Below are 24,950 nucleotides of genomic sequence, written 5' to 3' on the forward strand. Positions count from 1 at the left end.
TTTGCACTCAAGGTTGGCTGCCCGGCAGATGCCAATCAGCTTGCCTGCCTGCGTGCCAAATCTCAGGAAGCCCTGATCCAGGCGTCGCCTACGTACGCGGACATCGGTCGTGATGGCCTGGGCTGGCAGAACTTTGTTGATGGCGAGATGATCACGGGCGATGTCTTTCCCGCCTTGTCCAAGGGCAACTTCAACAAGGTGCCTGTGATGGTGGGCACGACCAAGGACGAGGGCAGGGGGTTCATTCCTCTGTCGTTTGATCTGGATGGCACACCGATGACGCAAGACGAGTATGTACAGGCCACGAAGAAGTTCATTGGCAATGTCATGCAGCCGCTCTTGTCAGACGTGATGTATCCCTCCGGCAAGTTCGGTGGGCCCGCGCAGGCCTACTCGCAACTGGTCACGGATGGCTGGTTTGCCTGCCAGAGCAGTGAAGTGGCTTATCGGGCCAGTGGCCACGTGCCCACCTATGCCTATGAGTTTGCCGATCGCACGGCACCTGAGTATGTTCACGATCCATTCATGGCCTCAGGCGCTTTTCATGCATCGGATTTGCTGTACTGGTTCCAGACGGCCGTGGGCGGTGCGCCGCTGAGCCTGAACCCAGCGCAAAAGCGCTTGTCGGACCAGATGATGCGGTACTGGAAGCGCTTCGCCGAAACGGGGCAGCCGGATCAGTCCGGATCAGACGACCCGAGTTGGCCGAAGTTCAACAAGCTCAGCACGCCCTTCCTGACCTTGGTGCCAGACGCCATCAACACGCAGGATTGGGGGGCTTTCCAGCGTGCGCATCAGTGCACAGCCTGGTCGGTTCTGTACGCCATGCGCTCGCTGGGCTTGTCCTGATCGCGTGATCAGAGCTTGGGTAGCTCCAGCGCCTCTGGCTGGTGGCCTTGCATGATCAACCAGTCGCGCAAGGCCAGGCCGGTGGCGGCTGGCCAGTAGCGCGCCTTGGCAGGCTCGATCCGCTTGTAGTCCACCAGCTCTTCGTTCAGCACGATCTCGCCCGTGGCGGGCACGTGATAAGCAATGATGAGCTGGTTCAGCTTGGGGAAGATGTAGTGGCCGATGAAGTTGGCCGCTTGCGCCTGCAGGTTCAACTCTTCCTGCACTTCGCGCATGACCGCCTCGTGCGGGCTGAGGTCGGTCTTTTCCAGAAAGCCGGTGATCAAGGCATAGAAGGGCACCGGCCAGGCGCGGTTGCGTGCCAGGATGATGTGGCCTTCGTGTTCCACCACCGCAGCGACCACGGGCGTGGGGTTGTCCCAATGCACAAAGCCGCAGGCTTCATCGGGGCAGGCGTGGCGGGCAATGCCTTCATTGATCGTGGCTTGCAGGGGCTTGGCGCATTGCGGGCAGAAGTTGAATGCCATCTGTCGGTCTCTCCTTGATGTGATGCCGCGCAGCCTGGGCCCGTTCACACTCCATCTACACGGAGGTGATCAAGCCGCTGGCGGTGGTACAGACAGCCTAACCGACTTGAGCAAGGCTCGCTGGAACCGGCTGGAGCTCACGGCCAGGATTTGCTGGTGGACAGGTGTCAGCGAGGCCCAGTTGGCCTCGAACCGGGCCAGGCCTTGCGCAAGCCCTTCGGCCGAGCCCGCGATCGCGATGTCATTGCCGCCTTCGTCCGATTCAGCCGAGATCAGTGCGCCAGCAAAGGCCTTGCCCAGGCGGCGCATCACTTCGCGCGTCTGTTCGGTGTCGGCCTGCACATTGGCCACGAGCCAGCCACCTGGGTTCAGTGCCGCGCGGCAGTGTTGGTAGAAGCTGCGCGAACACAGGGCTTCCGGCAGGCCCTGGCCGGTGAAGCCATCCACCAGGATCACGTCATAGGTGTGGGGCGGTTTGCGCACAAAGCGGGCGCCGTCATCACAGACGATGCGCAGGCGGTCACTGTCTGGCGGGATGAGGAAGTCATGCCGCATGTCGATCACGTCCTGATTGATTTCGACCACGGTCAGGTCGGCATCCGGCAGGTGCTTGTGCATGTACTTCAACATGGAGCCGCCACCCAGCCCGATCATCAGGATCGAACGAGGCGCCGGGTTGAAGAGCAGGAAGCCCATCATCGCGCGGGTGTAGTCCAGCACGAGCTCGTCTGGCGCGTCCAGGCGCATGCAGCTTTGAATCAGCGAGGACTCGAAACTCAGGGAAACGGTCTGGCTGTTGGTGTGGAGGCGCGGCCTCTCGAAGGGGGTGTCATTCACGATGAGCCGAGTTTAGGGCATGCCGGGTTTGTCCTTCGTTCACTTATCAACTGGTATGATAAGCTGACCGCATGGAAAAGTTGTTGGATCCCATTCTTCGACAGCCCTTGTCGGATGCTCTTTATGTGCAACTCAAGGGCAAGATCATTGACGGCGAGTTGAAGCCGGGCGATCGCCTGCCTTCCGAGCGTGTGCTCAGTGAGGAGTCCGGCGTGAATCGGGGTGCCGTGCGTGAGGCCATCAAGCGCCTGCAACAGGCGGGCCTGGTGGTGGTGAAGCAGGGTGGCAAGCATGAAGTGCTGGATTACCGCCAGCAAGGCAGCCTCGAGTTGTTGCCCAGCCTGCTGATCGACAGCAAAGGCATGGTCGATCCCAAGGTGGTGCGCGACATCATGGGCATGCGCTCGGCACTGGCACCAGAGATCGCGGCAGAAGCCGCGCGCCTGGGCGGCCCAGCCTTGGCGGACAAGCTCGATCCGGTACTGTGCGTGATGTCGGGCAGCTTGCATGACCTGTCTGCCTTGCAGGTTGGCGCCATGCATTTCTGGCAGACCCTGGCCATCGCCAGCGACAACATCGCTTATCAGCTGGCTTTCAACTCGATGCGCCGCACTTATCACAAAGCTTGGGACAAGTTGACGTATGTGATGGCGCGCGAGTTCCAGGATCTGGACAATCTCAAAGCGATTGCTGCCGCGGTGGGCCGATCGGATCCCGAGGCCGCGCGTGTGGCCGCTCGGGCTCACGTTGAATTGGGCCGTCAGGCTCTGGAAGCTGTTTTCTCGGCTGTCTGATTGCCAGGAGTTCGCCATGTCTGCACTGCGCGCCACCGATACGGTCATGCCCACGGCCGAAGACACCGTCCACCGCAACCCGATGCGGCCGCCTGTTGATTCGCCGCGAACGCCTGGGCAGGCTGTGCGCGTGTTCTTTGGGCATCCCAGTCCGCTCATCTTGCTGGTGACGCTGTTTGGCCTGGCTGCCCCGCGTTGGCAGGCCGGTGGCTTTGGCTGGCACGATGCCGCCATTGCCTTGGTGATCTGGGCCTGCTTTCCATTCAACGAGTGGCTGATCCACAAGTTCATCCTGCACTACCGTCCTCGGCAGATCATGGGCCTGACGGTGGACTTTTATCTGCCCAAGACCCATCGGCGCCATCATGCCGATCCGTGGAACCTCACCTGGGTGTTTGTGCCGCGCCATGTGCATGCGCTGGTGCTGGGTTTTCTGTCTGCGGTTTACCTGGTGGCGGGCTCGTGGCGGCCTGAGTTGCTCACCTTCGCCTTTGTCTACCTGCTGTTCGGCCTGCACTACGAGTGGGTGCATTACCTGACCCACATCACCTGGTGTCCGCCATTGGTTTATTACGAGCGTCGCGTGCTGGAGCACCGCTGGCACCACTTTCGCAACGAGAACTACTGGTGGGGTGTCTCTTTCGGTACCGGTGACCGCGTGCTGGGCACGGCGCCTGATGCCAAGGACACCGCCCGCTCGGGCACGAACAGGGATCTGGGTTTGAAGCGCTGAGCGCAGCTTTCCTGCACAACCTCTAAGCCGCACATACGCCGCACATACGCCACTGATACGCCACTCATACGCCAGGTGGCGTATTTCGCACTTTGAAGCCCCTGGGCACACTGAACGCATCGGATCTGAAAACAGCCTTCAAAGCTGATCAGAGACGTGACAAGCAAGCGTCAAGCGTTCACAAAACCCCACCGCTTCAAAGGAGCGAAATCCATGAGCATTTCTCGTCGCAGCGCCGTTCAAACCCTGTCCGCTGTCGCCCTGGGCGTCGCCGGTCTGGCACTCAGCACCATGGCCCAAGCCGCCGACACCATCAAGGTTGGCGTGCTGCACTCCCTGTCGGGCACCATGGCCATCTCCGAAACCGTGCTGAAGGACACCGTCCTGATGGCGATCGACGAGATCAATGCCAAGGGTGGCCTGCTGGGCAAGAAGCTGGAGCCTGTGGTGGTCGACCCCGCCTCCAACTGGCCTTTGTTTGCTGAAAAAGCCAAGCAACTGCTGACGCAAGACAAGGTGGCTGTGACCTTCGGTTGCTGGACTTCCGTGTCGCGCAAGTCGGTGTTGCCTGTTTACAAGGAAAACAACGGCCTGCTGTTCTACCCCGTGCAATACGAAGGTGAAGAGCTCGAAAAGAACGTGTTCTACACGGGCGCTGCGCCTAACCAGCAAGCCATTCCCGCTGTCGAGTACCTGATGAGCAAGGATGGTGGTTCTGCCAAGCGCTTCGTGCTGCTGGGCACCGACTACGTCTACCCACGCACGACCAACAAGATCCTGCGTGCCTTCCTGAAGTCCAAGGGTGTCGCTGACGCCGACATCATGGAGGAGTACACCCCCTTCGGTCACTCCGACTACCAGACCATCATCGCCAAGATCAAGAAGTTCGCTTCTGAAGGCAAGAAGACCGCTGTGGTCTCCACCATCAATGGCGACTCCAACGTGCCTTTCTACAAGGAACTGGGCAACCAGGGCCTGAAGGCCAAGGACGTGCCCGTGGTCGCCTTCTCTGTGGGTGAAGAAGAGCTGCGCGGTGTGGACACCAAGCCTCTGGTCGGCCACCTGGCTGCCTGGAATTACTTCATGTCCATCAAGAACCCGACCAACGACGAGTTCATCAAGAAGTGGTCGGCTTACGCCAAGGCCAAGGGCATCGCCGGTCACAAGGACAAGCCTTTGACCAATGACCCGATGGAAGCCACTTACATCGGCATCAACATGTGGGCCCAGGCTGTGAAGAAGGCCGGCTCCACCGATACCGACAAGGTGATCGCAGCCATGGGCGGCCAGACCTTCAAGGCACCAGGCGGTTTCATGTCCACGATGGACCCCAAGAACCACCACCTGCACAAGCCTGTGTTCATCGGCGAAGTGAAGGCTGATGGTCAGTTCAAGGTCGTATGGAAGACACCTGGTCCTGTCAAGGCTCAACCTTGGAGCCCCTTCATCGAAGGCAACGACAAGAAGAAGGACGAGCCCGAAGTCAAGTGAGGCCAAGCGATCGCTTGATCACGCGAGTGCCCGTCCTCGCTAACTGACGGGATGAACCATGAGCAGAGCGATTCGCCCCGTTGGGGTCACCAACGGGGCGCTTTTTTTTCTGCTGACATCCTGAGACAGGACATGCCTGTGAAGACACACCACGCTGAGAAACGCCCGTACGGCAAGACGACGATCACGTCGCGCTTGAGTCGGGCCATGTCGACCACCTTGCTGACCCTGACCATGGGCGCAACGTTGGGCTTGAGCATGGGGCAGCGAGAAGCCCACGCACTGACTGCCGAAGAGGTGTATTCGATTGCATCCGGCGACAACGATGCACGCATCGCGGCCCTTCAGAAGCTGGCCACCAAAGGTGATCCAGCCTTGCCTGCATTCCTGGAGGCCTTGGCTGCCGATACCGTGAAAGTTGCGGGCAACAAAGCCTACATCGTCTATGGCGACGACGTGAAGGACGCGGCAACCGGCGCGCCCGCCAAGCTGCCAGAGGGCGCCGAAGACGTGGTCAACAACAACCGCATGAGCAGCGAGATTGAAGCTGCGCTGGCCGCTGGCAAGCTGGCTTCGCCGGATGTGGCTGCCCGTGCAGAGGCGATCGACGCCTTGTCCAAGGCCGCTGACGAGTCCAAGCTGCCTGTGATCGACAAGGCCCTGGCTGCCGAGACGGACGCCAAGCTCAAGACTTTGCTCAAGGCCGTTCGAGCCAAGGCCATGCTGACATCGTCGGATGCGGGTACGCGAATAGAAGCGATCAAGGCGCTGGCGGAAGACGCTACGCCTGAAGCCCGTGCCCTTTTGATGGAGCGCATGGCTGGCACGGACGAAACTGATCCTGCCGTGAAGGGCTCTTTGCAGTTCGCCCTCGACAAGGTCAATCGCAAGCTGGCCTGGGGTGAATATGCAGGCGTGCTGTTCACGGGTATCAGCCTGGGCTCGATCCTGTTGCTGGCCGCGCTCGGTCTGGCTATCACCTACGGCCTCATGGGCGTGATCAACATGGCTCATGGCGAGTTGATGATGATCGGCGCTTACGCCACGTACGCGGTTCAGAACGTGTTCCGCAATCATTTTCCGGGGGCATTCGACTGGTACATCGTGCTGGCTGTGCCAGCCTCCTTCCTGGCTGCAGCGTTGGTTGGCGCTGTGCTGGAGCGTGGCGTTTTCCGCTTCCTGTATGGCCGGCCACTCGAAACCCTGCTGGCCTCCTGGGGTGTGAGCCTGATGCTGATGCAAGGCGTGCGCAGCTTGTTTGGCGCGCAGAACGTACAGGTGGAAAACCCCTCGTGGATGTCCGGTGGCTTTGACATCCTCAGCAACCTGACCTTGCCTTACAACCGTCTGGTCATCATCGCTTTCGCGGCCCTGGTGCTGGTGGGCATGACGCTGTTGATTGCGAAAACTCGCCTGGGTTTATTCGTGCGCAGCGTCACGCAGAACCGCCCGATGGCCTCCTGCATGGGCGTGAACACAGCCCGTGTGGACACCATGGCCTTCTCGTTGGGGGCAGGTATCGCCGGTCTGGCTGGTTGTGCGCTCTCGCAGATTGGCAACGTGGGCCCTGACCTTGGTCAGAACTACATCGTGGATTCGTTCATGGTGGTGGTGCTGGGTGGCGTGGGCCAGATCGCCGGCACCGTTTACGCCGCATTGGGCCTGGGCCTGATCAACAAGTTCCTGGAAGGTTGGGCGGGTGCCGTGCTCGCCAAGATCATGGTGCTGGTCATCGTGGTGATCTTCATCCAGAAACGTCCGCAAGGTTTGTTTGCAATGAAAGGCCGCAGTGCGGAAGCCTGAGGAAAGCAACAACATGAGTGCAGTGATGACTTCTTCTCTTGCCATGCCAGGCATCGCCGTCCCGCGCAGTGCGCTGGGCTCCAAAGGCTGGACCGCCGTGGCCGCCGCCGTGATCACGGTGATGGTGCTGGTGCCCATGCTCAATCTGCAGGTGCCAGTTGATTCGGCCTTGCATCTGTCCGACTATGCGGTGGCCTTGATCGGCAAGATCATGTGCTACGCCATCTGTGCCTTGGCCATGGACCTGATCTGGGGCTATACCGGCATCCTGTCGCTGGGCCACGGTCTGTTCTTCGCGCTGGGCGGCTACGGCATGGGCATGTACCTGATGCGCCAGATCGGCCGTGACGGCAGCTACCACGCGGATCTGCCTGACTTCATGGTCTTCCTCGACTGGAAAACCGTACCCTGGCACTGGACATTCAGCGAGTCCTTCATCGCGCAGATGATCCTGGTGGTGCTGGTGCCGGGCCTGCTGGCCTTCGTGTTCGGCTTCTTTGCATTCCGCTCGCGGATCAAGGGCGTGTACTTCTCGATCATCACGCAGGCGATGACGTTCGCGGCCATGCTGCTGTTCTTCCGCAATGAAACGGGTTTTGGCGGTAACAACGGCTTCACCGATTTCAAGCGCATTCTGGGCATTCCCATCGCGCAGCCTTCTACCCGTATGGTGCTGTTTGTGCTCACCGGCATGACGCTGATTGGCTTTTACCTGATGGCTCGCTGGTTGGTGAACACCAAGTTCGGGCGCGTGCTGCAAGCCATCCGCGATGCGGAGAACCGCGTCATGTTCTGCGGCTACAACCCGCTGGCCTACAAGCTGGCCATCTGGACGCTGTCGGCCGTGATGTGCGCCATCGCCGGCGCCTTGTATGTGCCACAGGTCGGCATCATCAACCCCAGTGAGATGTCGGCTGCCTCAGGTATCGAGATCGCGATCTGGGCGGCCGTGGGCGGGCGCGCCAGTTTGATCGGCCCGATCATCGGCGCGTTTTTTGTCAACGGTGCCAAGAGCTGGTTCACCCAGGCCTTCCCTGAGTTCTGGCTCTACTTCCTGGGTGCCTTGTTCATCCTGGTGACGCTGTACCTGCCACACGGCATCGTCGGTGGTGTGAAGAAGCTGCTCAACAAAAATGCCGAGGTGAAAGCATGACCCCAGATTTGATGGAAGCGGGCACCGAAGCCCTGAACAAACACCTGGGCATGCCCAGCACAGCGGGTGAGTCAGGCGGGCGCGAGGCGACCTATGGCCGTGTGGTCGAGCCAGATCAATTGGATGTGCGCCACGGCTCTATCCTGTATCTGGACGACATCTCCGTGAGCTTCGATGGCTTCAAGGCCTTGAACAAGCTGAGCCTGAACATCGCCGCAGGCGAGATGCGCTGCATCATCGGCCCCAATGGCGCGGGCAAGACCACGATGATGGATGTCATCACGGGCAAGACCAAACCTGACGCCGGTACGGCCTTCTTCGGTTCGACCATCGACCTGCTGGCCAGACGTGAAAACGAGATCGCCCAGATTGGCATTGGGCGCAAGTTTCAGAAGCCCACGGTGTTCGAGCAACTCAGCGTGTTCGAGAACCTGGAGCTGGCCTTGAAGGCTGATCGCCGCGCCCGTGCCTCGGTGTTCTTCAAGCTCAGCAGCGAACAGCTCGATCGCATTGGCGCCATGCTCAAGCTGATCCATTTGAAGGCGCACGCTCAGCGCACGGCGGGTTTGCTGTCACACGGGCAGAAGCAGTGGCTGGAAATCGGCATGCTGCTGATGCAGGACCCCAAATTGCTGATGCTCGACGAGCCCGTTGCGGGCATGACGGATGAAGAGACCGAGCGCACTGCCGAGCTGTTCCTGTCGCTGGAAGGCGCGCACTCGCTGGTGGTGGTGGAGCACGACATGAAGTTCATCGGCGAGCTGACCACGCAAGGGGTGAATGCGGCGAAGAAGAAGGTCACGGTGTTGCACGAAGGCTCGGTGCTGGCAGAAGGCACCTTGGCGGATGTGCAGGCCAATGAGAAGGTCGTTGAGGTTTACCTCGGTCGTTGATCGGCTGTGTTTCAAGGAACAAGAAGATGCTGAACGTAGAAGCCGTCAACCAGTATTACGGTGGCTCGCACATCCTGCGTGGCCTGGATTTCGAAGCCAAGGTGGGTGAGGTCACGGTGGTGCTGGGCCGCAATGGCGTGGGCAAGACCACGCTGCTCAAGAGTCTGATGGGGCTGGTGCCTATCAAGTCAGGTGCGATCAAGCTGGGCGGTGAGGCCATCGACAAGCTCAAGCCTTATGAGCGCGTGCGACTGGGCGTGGGCTATGTGCCCCAGGGACGCGAGATCTTCGGGCGCCTGACGGTGGCCGAGAATCTGCAGATGGGGCTTGCCAGCAAACCCGGCAGCGCCAAGGTGCCCGAGCAACTGTTCGAGTTGTTTCCCGTGCTCAAGCAAATGATGCACCGCCGCGGGGGTGACCTGTCAGGCGGGCAGCAGCAGCAACTGGCGATCGCACGCGCTCTGGCTGCCGGCCCCAAGATCCTGATCCTGGATGAGCCAACGGAAGGTATCCAGCCCAGCATCATCAAGGACATCGGGCGTGCCATTCGCAAGTTGGCCGATGAAGGCTTGAACGGCCAGAAGATGGCGGTGGTGCTGGTCGAACAGTTCTATGATTTCGCCGCCGAACTGGCTGATCAGTACCTCGTCATGGAGCGGGGCGAGATCATTCGGCGTGGCCGCGGTGCGGACATGGAAACCGATGGCGTGCGGCAGTTGATGTCGATCTGACTTGCTTGGGGGCCGCAAACCACGGTCTGCCATCACAAGGGATGCGTGACCAGCCTGAAATCCGGATCTTCCGGATAAGGCTTGACCGTGAAGCCCAGGCTGCGCATCAGTCTCAGCATGCCATCGTTATTGGTCAATACCAGGCCGATGATCTCGGTCAGACCGCGCTCGCGGGCCACATCCATGATGCTTTCCATCAAGCGTGAGCCCAGTCCCTTTCCACTGAAGGCATCTGCAACTACCAGAGAGAACTCACAGCTGGTCTGGTCCGGGTTGGTGATGTAGCGTGACACGCCGATGATGCGATCGCGCTCCACGATCTCGCCGTTCTCTTGTGCCTGGCGTTCCTTGTAAACCGCCACGAGGGCCATTTCACGGTCATAGTCGATCAGCGTCAGCTTGGCCAGCATGGTCGGCGGGAGCTCGGTCATGCTGGACACGAAGCGGAAGTAGCGACTTTCTGACGACAGGCTTTGCACCAGCTCTTGAAGCATCTGTGCATCGTCTGTGTGGATGGGGCGAATGGTGTACTCACCGCCGTCGCGCAAAGGCCAGATCTGCTCGTAACGCGCCGGGTAGGGGAGGATAGGCAGATGACTGTAAGCACCCGCGCGCCCACCAATGACGTGAGGGCCACTGTCGATGACGATGCGTGCATCGACGGCCACGGCGCCATCTTCGTCGATGATGAGCGGGTTGATGTCCATTTCGCGAAGCTGGGGCAGTTCGCACACCATTTCAGAGACACGCAGCAGCACGCGCTCCACGGCATCCAGATCCACGGGCTGAAGGCCGCGCCATTCGCCCAGTGTTTCGGCTACGCGAGCTCGTTCGATCAGTCGCCGTGCGAGGTACTGGTTGAGGGGCGGCAATTCCATGGCGCGGTCATTGATTAGCTCGATCATGGTGCCACCCGCACCGAAGGCCACCACAGGGCCGAACGCATCGTCGGTAACCACGCCGATGCAGATCTCGCGACCAGCGCGTGTGCGCGCCATTTGCTGCACGGTCACACCATTGATGCGCGCTTCAGGGCTCAAGCGCTTGACCCTGTCCATCATGTCGTTGTAGGCGTCGCGCACGCCAGCACCGCTGGTGATGTTGAGCGTCACGCCCTGCACATCTGACTTGTGAGAGATGTCCGGCGAATCGATTTTGAGCGCCACCGGGAAGCCCAGTTGGGTGGCGATCATCATGGCTTCATGCGCGCTGCGCGCCAGGATGGTCTCTGTCACCGGTATGTGAAAGGCCGACAGCAGGCTCTTGGATTCCATCTCCGTGAGCACCTTGCGGCGTTCAGCCAGCACACATTCGATCACCAGGCGCGCACCTTCGATGTCGGGCTTGGCCAGCGTTGACAGTGGCGGCGGGGTTTGTTGCAGCAGTTGCTGGTTCTGGTAGAAGGAGCTGAGGTAGCCGAAGGCCCCCACCGCTGACTCGGGGGTGCGGTAAGTGGGGATGTTGGCGTCATTGAGCACCACGCGGGCGTCGGCCACGGCGTCATCGCCCATCCAGCATGTCAGCAAAGGTTTGGACAAATCTGGCTTGCAGCTGACCACGGCCTTGGCGAAGTCCACTGGCGCGGTGCCGAGTTTGGGTGAATAGATCACCAGCAAGCCATCGACATGGCTGTCTCTATTGGCCGATTCCAACGCGGCTTTGAAGTGCTCGGGTGTGGCGTCTTCAGACAGATCGATCAAATCGACCAGTGAGGCCAAGGCCGGCAATACGGCTTGGAGCGCCTTTGCCGTTTCGGCCGACAACTGACCCAGGGCCAGCTCGATATCATGAATCCGGTCGGCAGCCAGTACACCCGGGCCGCCACCATTGGTGAGAATGGCCAGTCGTTTGCCCACAGGCCGGACACGTGATGCCAGACACTTGGCGGCAGAGAACATCTCGTCAAAGGATTTCACGCGCACGGCGCCGGCACGGCGCAAGGCCGCATCGAAGACCTCGTCATCGCCCACCATGGCAGCGCTGTGGGTACGCGCGGCGGCTTGGCCGGCGGAGTGTCGTCCAGCTTTGAGCACGATCACAGGCTTGGCATTGGCTGCAGAACGCAGGGTACTCATGAAGCGCCGTGCGTCCCAAATGCCTTCCATGTAGATCAGGATGCTCTGGGTTTTGGGGTCGTTGGCCAGGAAGTCCAACGCCTCAGCCAAGCCCACGCTGGCATGCGGCCCCAGCGATACGACGGATGAGAAGGACACGGCGTTCCTGGCGGCCCAATCCAGCATGGATGCCGTCAGAGAACCGGATTGAGATACCAAGGCCAAGGGGCCAGCTTCGGCCAGAGGCCCCAAGGTGCTGGCATTGAGCCCCAGGGACGGGCGCTGAAAGCCCAGGCAGTTGGGGCCCAGCAGGTAGATGCCTTCTCTGCGCGCCTGCTTGTGCCAGGCCGAGGCGAGGTCGCTGTCCACGCCGCTGGAGAGCACCATCACCGCCTGACAGGCCATGCGCGCCGCCAGTTCGATGGCCGCAGGCACTTCGGATGGGGGCAAGGCAATGATGGCAAGATCGGCTTTGATCTCCATGAGGTCTGCCAGCGTGCCGCTTGTCTGCGTGCTGACAAATTGCAAGGTGCCGTTGAAGCGCTGGCCCTTCAGGGCTTGAAGCAGGGCAGGGGCGTGCGGGCTTTGCGCATGCTCCGGATGAGCCGCATCAGCGAAGACCACAATAGCCTTTGGCGCAAACAGCGGAGCGAGGTAGTGCGCATCCATATGGCGTGCTTTCTCAGGCCCTGATCAGGGCTTTGACGTGTGCGGCGACTGAGCGGCTCAGCGGGCTGAGTACGTAGCCACCCTCCAGGCAGGAGATGACGCGACCTTGGCAATGGCGATCAGCCAAGGCCATGAGTTGTTCCGTGACCCATTCGTAATCTGCTTCGGTCCATCCCAGATTGCCCATGTCATCTTCGCGGTGCGCGTCAAAGCCTGCCGAGATGTAGATCAATTGCGGGCGAAATGCATCCAGCGCAGGCAACCAGTGTTGCAACACAGCGTCTCTGAAGGCATCTTTTCCTGAACGCGTTGGCAGTCCGACGTTGACCATATTGGGGCCGATGGCCTCTTCGCCGTTGAACGGGTAGAGCCCCTTTTCGAAAGTCGAACACATCAGCACGCGCTGATCGCCCCGGAAGATGTCCTCACTGCCGTTGCCGTGATGAACATCGAAATCGATCAGGGCAACGCGTTCAAGGCCATGCACGTTCAGCGCATGCCGGATCCCCACAGCCACATTGTTGAAGAAGCAAAACCCCATGGCGGCTTCACGTTCGGCATGATGACCTGGTGGGCGAACGGCGCAAAAGGCTGTGCTGGCTTGATTGCTCAGGATCAGGTCGGTGGCTTCGATGACAGCCCCCGCGGCCCGAAGCGCTGCACGCAATGTGTGCGGACCCATGCTGGTGTCCGGATCTACTTGAACAATACCTTCTGTCGGCGAGCTCGCCATCAACTCTTGCACATATAGCGCCGAGTGGGCCCTGGCCAGTTGTTCTGGCGTGGCCAATGGCGCATCGTGGGGAACCATGTGGTCCAACAGGCCTTTGATCAGCAATTGATCCCGGATGGCGCCCAGACGCTGCGGGCATTCCGGATGCTGAGGGCCCATGTCGTGGCGGACGCAGTCCGGGTGAGTGATGTACGCTGCCAGCATCAGATCTTCTCCTGATCGACAGTTTCGCATGCCTTGTCAGGCGCGTCGATCAAACTGAAGAATCGCGTTGGCGACAGACGAAAGCGGCAAGACTTCGTCCACCGCCTTGAGTTGAATGGCCTCCATCGGCATGCCAAACACGATGCAGGAGGCTTCATCTTGTGCGATGGTGCGGGCGCCCCGGTCGTGCAGCAGCTTCATCCCTCGCGCGCCGTCATTGCCCATGCCCGTGAGGATGATGGCCAATGCGTCTTTGCCAGCGCACTCCACCGTTGATTGAAAGAGCACATCCACGGATGGCTTGTGCCTGTTCACGGGGGGGCCGTCTGTCACCACAGTCCAGTATTGCCCGCCGGACTTGCGCAATTGAAGGTGTTTGCCCCCCGGTGCAATCAAGGCCAAGCCTCGCTCAACGCGATCGCCGTCTTTGGCTTCGCGTACATTGATGGCGCACAGGGCATCCAGACGTTGTGCGTACATGGCCGTGAAGCGCTCCGGCATGTGCTGCACGATGACGATGCCCGGGCAGTCTCTGGGCAAGGCCAGCAAAACGGCTTCGATGGCCTGTGTACCGCCCGTGGATGCGCCCAAGACCACGGGTTTGTTCATGGCCAAGGCGTGTACACCTACCAGCGCTGCAGGAGATTTGGCTGTTGCAGTCGGCTGGGCCGAGGCGAGGGGCTGCAGTGCTCGGGGCCTTGCCCGCGAGGCGGTCTTGAGGGTTTGCAACAGCTCATGCCGTGACGTCTCGAGGAACTGCTTCAGGCCCAGTCTCGGCTTGGCGATGACGGCGATGGCGCCTGCAGCGAGTGCATCGAGCGCCATCTTGCCGCCGTGTTCAGTCAAGGTCGAGCAGATCACGGTGGGGATGGGCATGTCCGCCATGATCTGCCGCAAGAAGGTCAAGCCGTCCATGCCTGGCATTTCGATGTCGAGCAACAGCACATCAGGTCGTGTCTGGCGGACGATAGGGTCTGCAATCAGTGGGTTAGGGGCGCTGCCCATCAAGGTCAGGTCCGGATCACCCTCCAGCATCAGCGCCAGGGTTTGCCGTACGATCGCCGAGTCATCGACGACATAGACCTTGATGGACGGCTTGTTGCTCATGCGGATGTCGGGACGGCGGTGACCTTGGGGGCATCCGGACCAACTGTCCAATGCAATTGGCGATAGTAGTTGCCGCCCACATCAACTGACAGCACGTTGACCCCCATGTCAGCCAGTGCTTCGAGCGCCCATTGCGCATTGTGGTCGCCTACGGTCGTGCCTTCCACGAGGCCAGGGAACATGTTGCCACCACCGTATACATAGGCCTCGCACAAGGAGGCCGAAAGGCCTCGAGATTGCAGCATCTCGACCATCGTCTGTAGCGCCACCGAGGCGTCGGATGTGGATGGACTTCGGTGGCGGGTGTCCTGCGTCGAGTGCACGATGTGGCACATCGCGCCGATGGTGCGGCGGGGATCGGTCAAGATGATGGACACACATGAACCGAGCAAGGTCTGCATGCGATCGCCACGCCCACCCAACGCGACATCGCCAGGATGCAGCACGAGGACTGGTTCGGCTTGCGTCATGCTTGCCCGCTTTTCGCAGCGAGCTTGCGAAAAGCACCTGGTTCCAGCGATTGCATGGGGGTGTCGCACTGAATCCGTCCTTCGGCCATGCCAATGAAGAACAGACCGCCCACGCGCAGTTGGCTCAGTACACGGTCAATGACTTGTCGTTTGGTTTGATTGTCGAAATAGATCAGCACGTTGCGCAGGAAGATCACATCAAAAGGGCCGAGCGGTTCGATGTCCTGGCAGAGGTTCAGCTGACCGAATCTCACATGTGACTTGATGCTGTCGTTGATTTGCACCAGCCCTTGCGCTTCGCCTTCGCCGCGCAGGCAGTAACGTTTGAGGTGTTCGTCAGAAACCTCTCTCAAGCGGGTTTCAGGATAGATGGCCTCCACGGCGCCTTGCAGCACCCGGTCGCTGATGTCTGTGCCCAGTATGGACCAGTCCTGCCCGATACAGCCTTGCCGTTGCAGGTCTGACAAGAGCATGGCGGTGCTGTATGCCTCATCGCCATAGGACGATGCCGCGCTCCATACTTTCAGCCTTTGAGGGCGTGAATGGCGCAACTCCTCCTCAAGCAGATTGAAGTGCCTGCGCTCGCGGAAGAAGTAGGTCTCATTGGTTGTGAGCAGGTCTACCGCCACCTGAAACTCTTCATCGTCAGGCCCGCCGTAGATCAGTGCATAGTAGTCGTCGAAGCTTTTAAGCCCCAGTTGCTGCATGCGGGTGGACAGCCTGGATGCCACCAAGGCCTTTTTCGAGTCTGTGAAAGACAGCCCAATGGTGGCGTGCATCAGATTGGCGATGCTCTTGTAGGTAGGGTCTCCCAGCGTCTTCATGGTCAGTTTGCCTTAGCTGATCAGTGATGCTTGCGCGTTGTCGCACAGTTCGGCCATCTCTTGTACATCCAAGGCACGGTCTGGTTCGAGCAGGATGACAAAGCGCTTGCCCACCTTGCCTATACCCATGATGAAATCCCGCCTCACTGACGTGCCGAAATCAGGTGGCGCCTCGATCTGATCGGGGCCGATCTTGAGTACTTCACTCACCGCGTCAACCAGAAGGCCCAGCTCGGCGCGTTCGCCGCCACGCTTGGCATCGAAGATGACGATGCAACTCTTCTTGCTCAAGGCTGATGCCGGCCGCCCAAAGCGAGCGTTCAGATCGATCACAGGGACAACAGCGCCTCGAAGGTTGATGATGCCTCGAAGGAATGTCGGCATCAAGGGCACGGTGGCCATGGGCCCGCACTGAATGATTTCACGTACCGTACGGATGTCCATGCCCAGTACTTCGTCACCGAGCCAGAACGTGAGGAACTGCGTGGGTGCCACGTTCACAGCGGCAAGCGCTTTGTCTGCGGTCAGCTGATCACTCATGATGGCCTCCCTCAATAAGGTCGGAAATTGCCGCGTGTACCGGTGGCTGCCAGGGGTCTTGGGCTGCCGGCCTGTGTCCGGTTCGCGGAACGCATGGGCGAGTTGGGCGCGCGGCGATCTACCTGTGCTTCAGTCTCGCCTTTGCCTTTGCGCAAGGGGGTTTCATCGCCGCCGAGATCGAAGAACGCCACGGATTGCAGCAGTTGCTCAGCTTGCCCTGAGAGTTGCTCAGACGTGGCGGCGAGCTCCTCTGAAGCCGATGCGTTCATCTGCGTTGTGTTGCTCAGTTGCCCCATCGCGCCGCCGATCTGCATGACGGATTGGCTTTGTTCCTGCGAGGATGCGGCAATTTCCTGAACCAGTTCGGATGTCTTCTGGATGGACGGCACGATTTCATCGAGGAGCTTGCCCGCGCGCTCTGCTGTGGATACGCTGTTGCCGGCCAGGTCGCCAATTTCCTTGGCCGCTTCCTGGCTGCGCTCCGCCAGCTTGCGAACCTCGTCAGCCACCACGGCAAAGCCCTTGCCATGCTCACCTGCGCGGGCCGCTTCAATGGCCGCGTTCAGTGCCAGCAAATTGGTCTGGTAGGCGATGTCGTCAATGATGGTGATCTTTTGCGCAATCTGCTTCATGGCCGTGACGGTTTGTGTGACAGCCGCGCCACCATCGCCGGCCTCCTTGCTGGCCTTGGTGGCCATGACGTCGGTGATGCGGGCGTTGTCGCTGTTTTGCGCAATTGATGCCGACATCAGCTCGATGGACGATGTCGTCTGCGTGACCGAACTGGCTTGCTCGCTGGCGGACTGCGACAGTGACTGCGCCGTCGCGCTGACCTGACCCGCTGCGCCTGTCAGCGCGTTGGCCGCTGCACGCACCTCATCAATGACGTTGGCCAGTTTCTCTGTGCCGGAGTTCGCGTCTTGCTTGACCTGATCAAAGATGCCTTCTGTGTCACGGGTGATCCGCTGGGTCAGGTCGCCTTCAGCCATGGCAGAAAACATGCGCCCCACATCGTCGATGATGGCCATCAGCTTGTCGCTGGCTGCATTCGCATCGCTTTTGACTTCAGCGAACGTGCCTTCATAGTCGTGGTCGATGCGCTGAGACAGATCACCTGATGACATGGCGCCCAGTACGCGACCGATGTCGTTGAAGATCACGGATGTTGTGTCCAGCAAAGCATTGACACCAGCACACAGATCTTTCACTGGCCCGCTTTTGCCTTCTAGCGGAATGCGTTGGGACAGGTCGCCGCGCATGGCGGCCGACGTGACGGCCTGAGCATGCTCAACGGAGGCTCGAAGCATGTTGTTGGCCAGAACCTCCTGCGTCACGTCGGAGGCGATCTTGATGACCTTGGTCACGCGACCCATTTCATCGCGCAGGGGGGCGTAGACCCCACGAACCCAGACCTCCTGGCCATTTTTCGTGATGCGCTTGAAGATGTCGTTCTGGGCCTTTCCTTCTGCCAGATCGCGCCAGAAGGATTGATAGGCAGGTTCATTGGCGTATCTGGGGTCCACGAACATCCTGTGATGCTTGCCCAGCACTTCATCGCTACGGTATCCCATCAGGCTCAGGAAGATGGCGTTGACGTTCAGCACATGGCCGTTCAGGTCGAACTCGATGTAGCCAGATACCGCGTCAATCGCCGCCAGGATGCCCTTGGCGTTCTGGCGTTCGAGTTCGGCTTCGGTGATGTCATACCGAACGCCCAGATACTTCATGGGCTTGCCGTTGTCGCCCATGATCGGGGCAATGACTGCGTCAACGTAATAGGGGGTGCCGTCCTTGGCTCGGTTCTTGATGACGCCGCGGAACATCTCGCCTCGGCCGATTGTGGCCCACAGCTTCTTGAACGTCTCCTTGGGCATGTCCGGGTGGCGGGTGGTGCTGTGCGGTTGCCCGATCAGCTCTTCACGGCTGTACTTGGACACCTCGACGAACTTCTCGTTGATGTTGAGGATGTCGCCCTTCTTGTCTGACTCCGAGACGATGCTCGTGACATTCATGATGTCGGTGCGGACTTTCAACTCTGTCTGCACTTCAGCCAGTCGGCTTTGCAGTTCTGCCTTGGCTGTTTCGGCTTCGGCCAAGGACTGTTTGTGTGCAGCCAGCGCGGCCTCGGCTTCTGTACGCGCGCGTTCGTGTTCCGTCACGCGCGCTTGCTGCTGCTGGAGTTCCGTGCCGACAAGCAGGCGGGCCAGCCAGGAAGGATGTGGGTGGTTCATGTTTGACTCCTACAGGTGAGAATTGGCCAGGGCTTTGCCATCGACCGGACGAGGCTGAGCGGCTAGTTGGCTGAGCGCAGCGGTATCAAAAATCAGAGCAACCTCGCCGGAGCCCAGAATCGATGAGCCTGATACGCCGCGCAGGCTGCGCAGCATCAGGCCCAAGGGCTTGATCACGGTTTGATGCTGTCCGAGCAAGTTGTCGACCATCACGCCGTAGCGGCGGGTACTGGATCGCACGACGACCACGCTGCTGCGATCCGGCGGAGGCGAATCAAGCGCGTACAGCGTGCGCAGGTTGACAACGGGCAAGACCTCTCCGCGTAACTCAACGCAGCAGCGGCCTCGCTCATCAACGGCGGTGGCGGTTTCCCGATCGGCGATGACCTCAACCACTGATTCAAGCGGCAAGATGAACTTGGACGCTCCGACGCTGACCAGGAAGCCATCAATGATCGCCAGCGTCAAGGGCAGGCGGATCTCCATGCAGGAGCCCTTGCCGACTTCGCTGGATATCGAGACGGAGCCGCGCAAGGCTTCCACATTGCTGCGCACCACATCCATGCCGACGCCTCGCCCGCTGAGGTTGGTGACCGTTTCGGCGGTTGAAAAACCTGGTGCGAAGATCAGATTGAGGATGTCGTTATCAGGAGGGACCACGCCTTGCTCAAGCAAGCCGCGCTCCCAGGCCCGGGCCAGGATCTTGTCGCGTTGAATGCCGCGTCCGTCGTCAACGATGCGAATCAGGATGCCTCCTGCCTCGTGACAAGCGTTCAAGGTGAGCGTGCCTTGTCTTGGTTTGCCTGCAGCAATGCGTTGCTCGGGTGTTTCAAGTCCATGATCAAGGGCATTGCGCACAAGGTGCATCAATGGGTCGGCAATGCGTTCGACCATGGCTTTGTCCAGTTCGGTATCGCCCCCAATGATCTCCAGCGTGACCTCTTTGCCCAGATCTGCTGCGGTGTCGCGTACCACGCGCCGGAAGCGGGCAAAGGTTTCTCCAATAGGCACCATGCGGAGTTTGAGGGTGCTGTTGCGTATGCCCTCTATCAGTCTGGAGACCTGCTGATTGGCCTCCAGCAAGGATCGCTGTTGCGTCTGACGTGCCAGCATGGCTGCACCGGCTCCCGCGATGACCAACTCGCCCAGGAGGTTGATGACTTCATCCAGGCGGTCCGCATGCACGCGGATGAAGGCGTTGTCGTCACCCGATCCCGTCGTGCCTGGCGCACCTCTTTGGCGCTGTTGCTTTTGCAGCGCCGCGGCCACCACAGTCGGGCTGATCGCCGCTGTTGACTGGAGCACCTCGCCCAGGCGCGGTGTGCTGTTGCCGGGCCCCGCTTCGCTCTGACTGTTCAGGCCTTGCAGCAACTGCACGCGCGTGATGGCGCCAGCGGCAACCAAGATCTCGCTCAGCCTGGGGTTGTCCGGCATCGACTCGATGAAGGCGATCACATCGTTCGGGCTCGCACCAGGTTCGATGATGTGCAGATCGCTGTCTTCACGTACGAACTTGAACGCCCGCTCGATCTCTTCATGTGTGGCTTCGGTATCCAGGCTGAACTGGAAGGCCAGGTGGCAGCTCTCAGGGTCGAAGTTCTCCAGCGTGGGAATGGCTTGGGTGTCGCAACTGATGGTGGGGATGCAGCCCAGCCCGCGGACGTAGTTCAACAAGGTCAAGGGATCGATGCCATGACGGAACGTGTCGGCTTCGAAGCGAATGGAGATCAGCCAACGACGTGCTCTGGATTCATCTTCCGGGGCGTCCACCGCTACCTTGGTTTGTGCGGGCGTATCCGCTGCGGCACGCGGGGTATCTCCCATCGCTGCCTTCAGGCGTGACACGAGCCCCTCTCTCAAGGTCAGCACCTCAGGGACATCCTGCTCGTCGCTTCGCGCGCTGTTTACCAGCGCGCGCATGGCGTCATTGCTTTGCAGCAGCAAGGTGCTGAGGGCAGGCGTCAGAGGTACCAGCCCCTCTCTCACTTTGTGCAGCAAAGCTTCCACATGGTGGGTGAAGGTCACGACCTTATCGAGACCAAAGACGCCAGCCGAGCCTTTGACTGTGTGCGCGCATCTGAACAACGCGTCCAGCAGGTTCCGGTCTTCGGGCGCGTCTTCCAGTTGCAAGAGCAACTGCTCGATGGCGTCACTTTGCTCGTTGGCCTCCATGATGAAGGCCGGCATCATTTCGTTGACGATGTCGTCGTCAGTGTTGTGCTGGCTCATTGGGCAGCGCCTTTTCTTTCTGGCGAGCCGAGCAGGCTGTCCACGCCCAATGCACTGCAGGCGGCTGCGAGTGCGGTGCTGGGCGAGAGAAGTTGCAGCTCACGATGGTCAGCGAGCAAGGATTTAGATAAGGACAGCAGCAGCTGAATGCCCGCCGCATCCACTTCCGTGACCTCGCCGGCGTTGATGCGCAATCGGATGTGCTCGGCCTGATCCTGTTTCATCCAGTTCAGGCACTGCGCGTGAACCTCACCAATCGTGTAAATCGTGAGTTCTGCGGGGAGGGCGTAGTCGGAGGTCATGGCGCTCTCCTACGCCGATGCCAGTTTGGCGACGGCATCCAGCAGTTCCGGCGGGTTGAACGGCTTGGTCAACCAGGCTCTGGCGCCGGCCGCCTTGGCCTGCTGCATCTTGGCTTGTTCATCTTCTGTGGTCAGCATGATCACGGGAATGAACTTGTGCTTGGGATGCTGTTTGACCTTCTGGACGAAAGAGATGCCATCCATATTAGGCATGTTCACGTCACTGATGATGAGGTTGAACTTGGCGCCACGATCCAGTTGCAGCAGCCCTTCCTGGCCATCGGCACCTTCGACGACGGCATAGCCAGCACGGGTGAGGGCGATCTTTACCAAGGCTCGCAATGAGCTGGAGTCGTCCACGACAAGTACGGTTTTGGTCATGTGTCTCTCTGTTTGATTGAGTTAGAAATACACAGCTTTGGAGGCCGTTTTCGCTGCTGCCGTAGCGGGTTCCAGGTGCGAGGTCGGCACATGTGTCTGGCGTTGCTCTCGCATGGTGTAGTGGCGTTTGAGGTCTTGCAGCCATTGCTCTGGCGCGGGGGCTGATGCGTCACTTTCGATCGAGTCCCTCAGGCGAGTCATGTCTGCGTCCACGACGGAGATGACCTGGCTGACGCGGTCGTGAAACTGGAGGTTCACGATCAACTGCTCAATGTTCTGGCGAATGACGTTGCCCCGCTCTCGCATGGTCTGCGAGCCCTCGCTGAGTTCTTGCATGTGTTGCAAGACATCGGACACCACCTGGCTAGATTGCGCGATGGCCTCGGATTCATTTTGGGTGGCGTTGGTCGCCGCTTCGGACGTGTCAGCCATGATGTTGGTGACGCGCGCAATGCGATCCGTGATCTGGCTGGCCGTTTGAGCCGAGGATTGCGACAGGTATCGGATTTCCTTGGCGATCGTCGCGAACCCCCGGCCACTGTCTCCTGCATGCGCGGCTTCAATGGCAGCGTTGATGGCCAGCAAATTGGTTTGCGCCGCGATTTGGGCTACCCCTTGCACCATGGCTTGCAACTCTTTGGCCGCAGACGATAGTTCGGACAGGCTGGCGCTCATGTCGCCTTTGCTGTTCGTGATCACGTTCATCGTGTCGATGACCTGTTGCAGGTCTCGTTCACACAGCGACAGCAAGGCTGACGTCTTGTTCTCGTCTTCAGAGGTGTGCGTGGAGCCTTTGAAGCCTGCTGCTTCGAATTCATCCGTGATGGATGCGAAGTGAACGATCAAGTCGCTCATGGCGTCGTCAATCTGCGTCTTGGCCGACAGCACATGTTGACGCCAGACGGGGAGCACCCCGAGCAGCAAGTTGATCAAACGGGGGGCAGCGTGGCCTTGCGTGCCTGAGCCTTCGTGCCCGACTGCATTTGCATCAAGTGCCACCCGGCTTTGCCAGACGTGCCAGGCAATGATGGCCAAGGTGCCCAGCAGCGGTACGAGTGTGTAGAGATTGACCCGATCCAGCAGGGGCAGCGCCGTCAGCAGGATGAGGATGCCCGCAGACACTTTTTGTCGCCAGTTCAAACGGCTTGCAGTCCGTGAACTGGTATCTGACTCGCTGACGTTGGCAGGTTGGCTGGGCATGACTGCATCAAGTTGATGAGCGTGTTGTTCCAGTCCCGATACGAATGCCCCTGGAACGAGGGCAGTTTGAAAGTTCGCGATCTGTTGATATATCGGCAGGTTAAGGTTATTTGTGATCCATAAAGGTGCGACAAATTACGCGCAATACAGGGGATGTGCTGGTCGGGCGGCGTGCGCCCAGCGCGGTTAGACTCGGGCCTCTTTTATTTCTCTGACTGGCCCGTCTTACTGCGGTGCTGTCTCCCACTTTGCGAAAGGACCCGCCATGCCCGTCGTCACCACTACTTCCGGTCTCCAGTACGAAGACACCGTTGAAGGCTCTGGCGAGGTCGCCAAGGCTGGCGCCTATGTGACCGTTCATTACACCGGTTGGCTGTACGAAGGTGGTGTCAAGGGCGCCAAGTTCGACTCCAGCAAGGACCGCAACGATCCGTTCGAATTCCCCCTGGGGGCCGGTCACGTCATCCGTGGTTGGGACGAAGGCGTGCAAGGCATGAAGATTGGCGGCACGCGCATCCTCGTGATCCCGCCAGCGCTGGGCTACGGCGCTCGCGGCGCGGGTGGCGTGATCCCTCCGAACGCCACGCTGATGTTCGAAGTCGAACTGCTGGGCGTCTGATCCATCATGTTTGCCCCCAGCCAGGAGCAGGTTCGCCGGTTCTTTTGTGAGGCCTGGTCCAAGCATCAGGCTGCGCTGCCTTTGACGCCCCTGGAGGCGCAGGCCGCTGACTGGATCGTCGAGCATCCTGAGTACCATCAGGATCTGGCTGATGTGGAGGCGGCGATTGCCCGCCAGTACACGGTGGAGGAGGGGCGCACTAATCCCTTCCTGCACCTGTCCATGCATTTATCGATCACGGAGCAGGTCAGCATCGATCAGCCTCGTGGTGTGAAGCAGGCCGTGCAGCTGTTGGCGCACAAACTCAACTCGCTGCACGAAGCGCACCACGTGGCCATGGATGCCTTGGGCGAAATGGTGTGGGAAGCACAGCGCTCGGGCAAACCGTTTGACGGCCCCGCCTACATAGACCGACTGCAGATGCGCGCGACGCGTTAACCGTTTTTGCGCTTGTCAATCCGTGAATTCCGTCACGAACCGCATGGTTGAAGTGTGACGAATTCCTCTGAAACCGGGGGGCGCAGCGGTCAGCGTGAGACGAGGCTAGCCTTACACTTCAGGTGTCTTATTCCGCCTGAAAGAGTGCTTCATGCCCATTCTCGCCATGTCTGCCGGTAAGGTCACCGCCATCTGGGGCAGTGCCTATGTCCGTTCCCCTGGCGGTGCCATGCGAGCGCTGCAGGTTGGCGATACGGTGGCGGGCGGCGAACGCATCATCACCGAAGACAACGGGCTGGTTCAGATTTCGCCGATCAAGGGCCCCGCAGTGTTGGTCAAGGCGGTGCCCGTTTCGACTACGGTGGACAAAACGATTGCCGGCATCGATGCGCAAGACCCCGATCAAGCTCCGGCAGCCGGTCTCTCCGGTGGTGCCGATGGTGGCATGCAACCCGGCCTGCGCGTTGATCGCGTGGTTGAGACGGTAGGACAGGTCTCATTTGACTTCGGTACGTCTGATCGTGCCGTGGCTGTGCCGCTGTCGGTCAGCAATGTGAAGAATGGGGTGCTGCAAGAGGCCGAACCTCAAATCAGCATCAACAGCGTGACGGTCAATGAAGGGGCTGGCAGTGCTGTGTTCACAGTAACGCTGGACAAGCCGTCGAACAACGTGGTGACGGTTTCGTTCTCGACTGGAGACGACACAGCTGTGGCGACCGGGGATTTCAAGGCGACCTCCGGCACGGTGACGTTCCAGCCGGGCCAGGTTTCGCAGACCATCTCTGTTCCCTTGATCAACGATGCCATCTATGAGGGCAGCGAGCAGTTCACGGTCAAGCTCTCCGGTGCCAGCAACGCTGCGATTCAAGTGGATACGGGTACAGGCATCATCCTTGACAACGGTCAGGGCGCTGTTCCTTCTGGTGTCACGCCTGATGATGATCGCCCTCATGTGCTCAGCGTCAGTGACGCAGTCGTGGTTGAAGGCGGTTCGCTGGACTTCATCGTCAAGCTTGATCACAGCAGCACAACCGACACCATCCTCAGGTTGGATCTGATTGCTGGTGATGTTCATCCCGCAACGCCAGGCACGGACACCGGCGACATGCAGGTATTCTTGGGTGATGGCCCGATTGCG

At 59.9% G+C, this 24,950-nt stretch carries 24 protein-coding genes; 11 read left to right on the forward strand and 13 right to left on the reverse strand.

Translation table 11 applies throughout. The features are described from left to right. Positions 1–849 (forward strand): carboxylesterase family protein (locus EPO09_RS03620; RefSeq protein ID WP_290640236.1); only part of this gene is annotated, 849 nt, incomplete at its 5' end. 8 nt (positions 850–857) lie between these two features. On the opposite strand, the gene EPO09_RS03625 is transcribed toward EPO09_RS03620, so the two are convergent. Beyond that, positions 858–1,376: an NUDIX domain-containing protein gene (locus tag EPO09_RS03625; RefSeq protein ID WP_290640238.1), complete on the reverse strand. Its 519-nt coding sequence runs from the start codon at positions 1,374–1,376 to the stop codon at positions 858–860. Between the two features lie 69 nt (positions 1,377–1,445). After that, on the reverse strand, positions 1,446–2,213 hold the full coding sequence (locus EPO09_RS03630; RefSeq protein ID WP_290640240.1) for a fused MFS/spermidine synthase: 768 nt from the start codon (positions 2,211–2,213) through the stop codon (positions 1,446–1,448). 71 nt (positions 2,214–2,284) lie between these two features. Between EPO09_RS03630 and EPO09_RS03635 the strand changes: the two genes are divergently transcribed. The 7 genes from EPO09_RS03635 to urtE all read left to right on the forward strand — a co-directional run bounded on the left by EPO09_RS03635 (position 2,285) and on the right by urtE (position 9,811). After that, complete coding sequence (locus EPO09_RS03635) at positions 2,285–3,007, forward strand: GntR family transcriptional regulator (protein ID WP_290640242.1); 723 nt, start codon at positions 2,285–2,287, stop codon at positions 3,005–3,007. Between the two features lie 16 nt (positions 3,008–3,023). Further along, positions 3,024–3,740, forward strand: coding sequence for a sterol desaturase family protein (locus tag EPO09_RS03640; protein WP_290640243.1), 717 nt, complete (start codon positions 3,024–3,026; stop codon positions 3,738–3,740). 213 nt (positions 3,741–3,953) lie between these two features. Beyond that, positions 3,954–5,231, forward strand: coding sequence for an urea ABC transporter substrate-binding protein (gene urtA / locus EPO09_RS03645; RefSeq protein ID WP_290640246.1), 1,278 nt, complete (start codon positions 3,954–3,956; stop codon positions 5,229–5,231). Positions 5,232–5,465: 234 nt separating this feature from the next. Further along, a complete protein-coding gene (gene urtB / locus EPO09_RS03650; RefSeq protein WP_290640293.1) occupies positions 5,466–7,034 on the forward strand; it encodes an urea ABC transporter permease subunit UrtB in 1,569 nt (522 codons plus the stop codon). A gap of 25 nt (positions 7,035–7,059) precedes the next feature. Next, complete coding sequence (urtC, locus tag EPO09_RS03655) at positions 7,060–8,187, forward strand: urea ABC transporter permease subunit UrtC (protein WP_290640248.1); 1,128 nt, start codon at positions 7,060–7,062, stop codon at positions 8,185–8,187. Next, positions 8,184–9,080 (forward strand): urea ABC transporter ATP-binding protein UrtD, encoded by an 897-nt coding sequence (gene urtD / locus EPO09_RS03660; protein ID WP_290640250.1) that lies wholly within the window; start codon positions 8,184–8,186, stop codon positions 9,078–9,080. Before urtC ends, urtD begins: the two co-directional genes overlap by 4 nt. 26 nt (positions 9,081–9,106) lie before the next feature. Further along, positions 9,107–9,811 carry an urea ABC transporter ATP-binding subunit UrtE gene (urtE, locus tag EPO09_RS03665; protein ID WP_290640252.1) on the forward strand — a complete coding sequence of 235 codons (705 nt, stop codon included), beginning with the start codon at positions 9,107–9,109 and terminating at the stop codon, positions 9,809–9,811. Between the two features lie 32 nt (positions 9,812–9,843). On the opposite strand, the gene EPO09_RS03670 is transcribed toward urtE, so the two are convergent. Genes EPO09_RS03670 through EPO09_RS03720 form a run of 11 tightly spaced genes read right to left on the reverse strand, consistent with a single transcriptional unit; the run spans position 9,844 to position 22,755 of the window. Next, complete coding sequence (locus tag EPO09_RS03670) at positions 9,844–12,534, reverse strand: bifunctional acetate--CoA ligase family protein/GNAT family N-acetyltransferase (RefSeq protein WP_290640254.1); 2,691 nt, start codon at positions 12,532–12,534, stop codon at positions 9,844–9,846. 13 nt (positions 12,535–12,547) lie between these two features. After that, entirely contained in the window at positions 12,548–13,471 is a 924-nt protein-coding gene (locus EPO09_RS03675; RefSeq protein WP_290640256.1) for a histone deacetylase family protein, read from the reverse strand. A 36-nt stretch (positions 13,472–13,507) separates the two neighbouring features. Next, a complete protein-coding gene (locus EPO09_RS03680) occupies positions 13,508–14,578 on the reverse strand; it encodes a chemotaxis response regulator protein-glutamate methylesterase (protein WP_290640259.1) in 1,071 nt (356 codons plus the stop codon). Then, positions 14,575–15,048: a chemotaxis protein CheD gene (locus EPO09_RS03685; RefSeq protein ID WP_290640261.1), complete on the reverse strand. Its 474-nt coding sequence runs from the start codon at positions 15,046–15,048 to the stop codon at positions 14,575–14,577. Before EPO09_RS03685 ends, EPO09_RS03680 begins: the two co-directional genes overlap by 4 nt. After that, a complete protein-coding gene (locus tag EPO09_RS03690) occupies positions 15,045–15,872 on the reverse strand; it encodes a CheR family methyltransferase (protein WP_290640263.1) in 828 nt (275 codons plus the stop codon). The genes EPO09_RS03685 and EPO09_RS03690 overlap by 4 nt, the downstream gene beginning before the upstream one ends. Before the next feature lie 12 nt (positions 15,873–15,884). Next, positions 15,885–16,412, reverse strand: a complete 528-nt coding sequence (locus EPO09_RS03695; protein WP_290640265.1) for a chemotaxis protein CheW — start codon at positions 16,410–16,412, stop codon at positions 15,885–15,887. A gap of 11 nt (positions 16,413–16,423) precedes the next feature. Further along, positions 16,424–18,643 (reverse strand): methyl-accepting chemotaxis protein, encoded by a 2,220-nt coding sequence (locus tag EPO09_RS03700; protein ID WP_290640269.1) that lies wholly within the window; start codon positions 18,641–18,643, stop codon positions 16,424–16,426. Between the two features lie 9 nt (positions 18,644–18,652). Then, a complete protein-coding gene (locus tag EPO09_RS03705) occupies positions 18,653–20,872 on the reverse strand; it encodes a chemotaxis protein CheA (RefSeq protein ID WP_290640271.1) in 2,220 nt (739 codons plus the stop codon). Next, on the reverse strand, positions 20,869–21,174 hold the full coding sequence (locus EPO09_RS03710; protein ID WP_290640274.1) for a lipid asymmetry maintenance protein MlaB: 306 nt from the start codon (positions 21,172–21,174) through the stop codon (positions 20,869–20,871). Before EPO09_RS03710 ends, EPO09_RS03705 begins: the two co-directional genes overlap by 4 nt. Before the next feature lie 9 nt (positions 21,175–21,183). Then, entirely contained in the window at positions 21,184–21,555 is a 372-nt protein-coding gene (locus tag EPO09_RS03715) for a response regulator (protein WP_290640276.1), read from the reverse strand. A 21-nt stretch (positions 21,556–21,576) separates the two neighbouring features. Further along, on the reverse strand, positions 21,577–22,755 hold the full coding sequence (locus tag EPO09_RS03720) for a methyl-accepting chemotaxis protein (RefSeq protein ID WP_290640278.1): 1,179 nt from the start codon (positions 22,753–22,755) through the stop codon (positions 21,577–21,579). 265 nt (positions 22,756–23,020) lie between these two features. Here EPO09_RS03720 and EPO09_RS03725 point away from each other — a divergent pair, with 265 nt between their 5' ends. The 3 genes from EPO09_RS03725 to EPO09_RS03735 all read left to right on the forward strand — a co-directional run. Further along, positions 23,021–23,374: an FKBP-type peptidyl-prolyl cis-trans isomerase gene (locus tag EPO09_RS03725; RefSeq protein ID WP_290640280.1), complete on the forward strand. Its 354-nt coding sequence runs from the start codon at positions 23,021–23,023 to the stop codon at positions 23,372–23,374. 6 nt (positions 23,375–23,380) lie between these two features. Beyond that, entirely contained in the window at positions 23,381–23,812 is a 432-nt protein-coding gene (locus tag EPO09_RS03730) for a DUF1841 family protein (RefSeq protein WP_290640283.1), read from the forward strand. 151 nt (positions 23,813–23,963) lie between these two features. Then, positions 23,964–24,950: Calx-beta domain-containing protein (locus tag EPO09_RS03735; RefSeq protein WP_290640291.1), on the forward strand; the 987-nt coding region annotated here is incomplete at its 3' end.

This window comes from Aquabacterium sp., assembly GCF_004297345.1.
Lineage (GTDB): Bacteria > Pseudomonadota > Gammaproteobacteria > Burkholderiales > Burkholderiaceae_C > Aquabacterium.

Coding starts and splice junctions, on each gene's coding strand:
- EPO09_RS03625 (WP_290640238.1), bottom strand. CDS start 1,376: ATGGCATTCAACTTCTGCCCGCAATGCGCCAAGCCCCTGCAAGCCACG.
- EPO09_RS03635 (WP_290640242.1), top strand. CDS start 2,285: ATGGAAAAGTTGTTGGATCCCATTCTTCGACAGCCCTTGTCGGATGCT.
- EPO09_RS03640 (WP_290640243.1), top strand. CDS start 3,024: ATGTCTGCACTGCGCGCCACCGATACGGTCATGCCCACGGCCGAAGAC.
- urtA (WP_290640246.1), top strand. CDS start 3,954: ATGAGCATTTCTCGTCGCAGCGCCGTTCAAACCCTGTCCGCTGTCGCC.
- urtB (WP_290640293.1), top strand. CDS start 5,466: ATGGGCGCAACGTTGGGCTTGAGCATGGGGCAGCGAGAAGCCCACGCA.
- urtC (WP_290640248.1), top strand. CDS start 7,060: ATGACTTCTTCTCTTGCCATGCCAGGCATCGCCGTCCCGCGCAGTGCG.
- urtD (WP_290640250.1), top strand. CDS start 8,184: ATGACCCCAGATTTGATGGAAGCGGGCACCGAAGCCCTGAACAAACAC.
- urtE (WP_290640252.1), top strand. CDS start 9,107: ATGCTGAACGTAGAAGCCGTCAACCAGTATTACGGTGGCTCGCACATC.
- EPO09_RS03670 (WP_290640254.1), bottom strand. CDS start 12,534: ATGGATGCGCACTACCTCGCTCCGCTGTTTGCGCCAAAGGCTATTGTG.
- EPO09_RS03675 (WP_290640256.1), bottom strand. CDS start 13,471: ATGCTGGCAGCGTACATCACTCACCCGGACTGCGTCCGCCACGACATG.
- EPO09_RS03680 (WP_290640259.1), bottom strand. CDS start 14,578: ATGAGCAACAAGCCGTCCATCAAGGTCTATGTCGTCGATGACTCGGCG.
- EPO09_RS03685 (WP_290640261.1), bottom strand. CDS start 15,048: ATGACGCAAGCCGAACCAGTCCTCGTGCTGCATCCTGGCGATGTCGCG.
- EPO09_RS03690 (WP_290640263.1), bottom strand. CDS start 15,872: ATGAAGACGCTGGGAGACCCTACCTACAAGAGCATCGCCAATCTGATG.
- EPO09_RS03695 (WP_290640265.1), bottom strand. CDS start 16,412: ATGAGTGATCAGCTGACCGCAGACAAAGCGCTTGCCGCTGTGAACGTG.
- EPO09_RS03700 (WP_290640269.1), bottom strand. CDS start 18,643: ATGAACCACCCACATCCTTCCTGGCTGGCCCGCCTGCTTGTCGGCACG.
- EPO09_RS03705 (WP_290640271.1), bottom strand. CDS start 20,872: ATGAGCCAGCACAACACTGACGACGACATCGTCAACGAAATGATGCCG.
- EPO09_RS03710 (WP_290640274.1), bottom strand. CDS start 21,174: ATGACCTCCGACTACGCCCTCCCCGCAGAACTCACGATTTACACGATT.
- EPO09_RS03715 (WP_290640276.1), bottom strand. CDS start 21,555: ATGACCAAAACCGTACTTGTCGTGGACGACTCCAGCTCATTGCGAGCC.
- EPO09_RS03720 (WP_290640278.1), bottom strand. CDS start 22,755: ATGCCCAGCCAACCTGCCAACGTCAGCGAGTCAGATACCAGTTCACGG.
- EPO09_RS03725 (WP_290640280.1), top strand. CDS start 23,021: ATGCCCGTCGTCACCACTACTTCCGGTCTCCAGTACGAAGACACCGTT.
- EPO09_RS03730 (WP_290640283.1), top strand. CDS start 23,381: ATGTTTGCCCCCAGCCAGGAGCAGGTTCGCCGGTTCTTTTGTGAGGCC.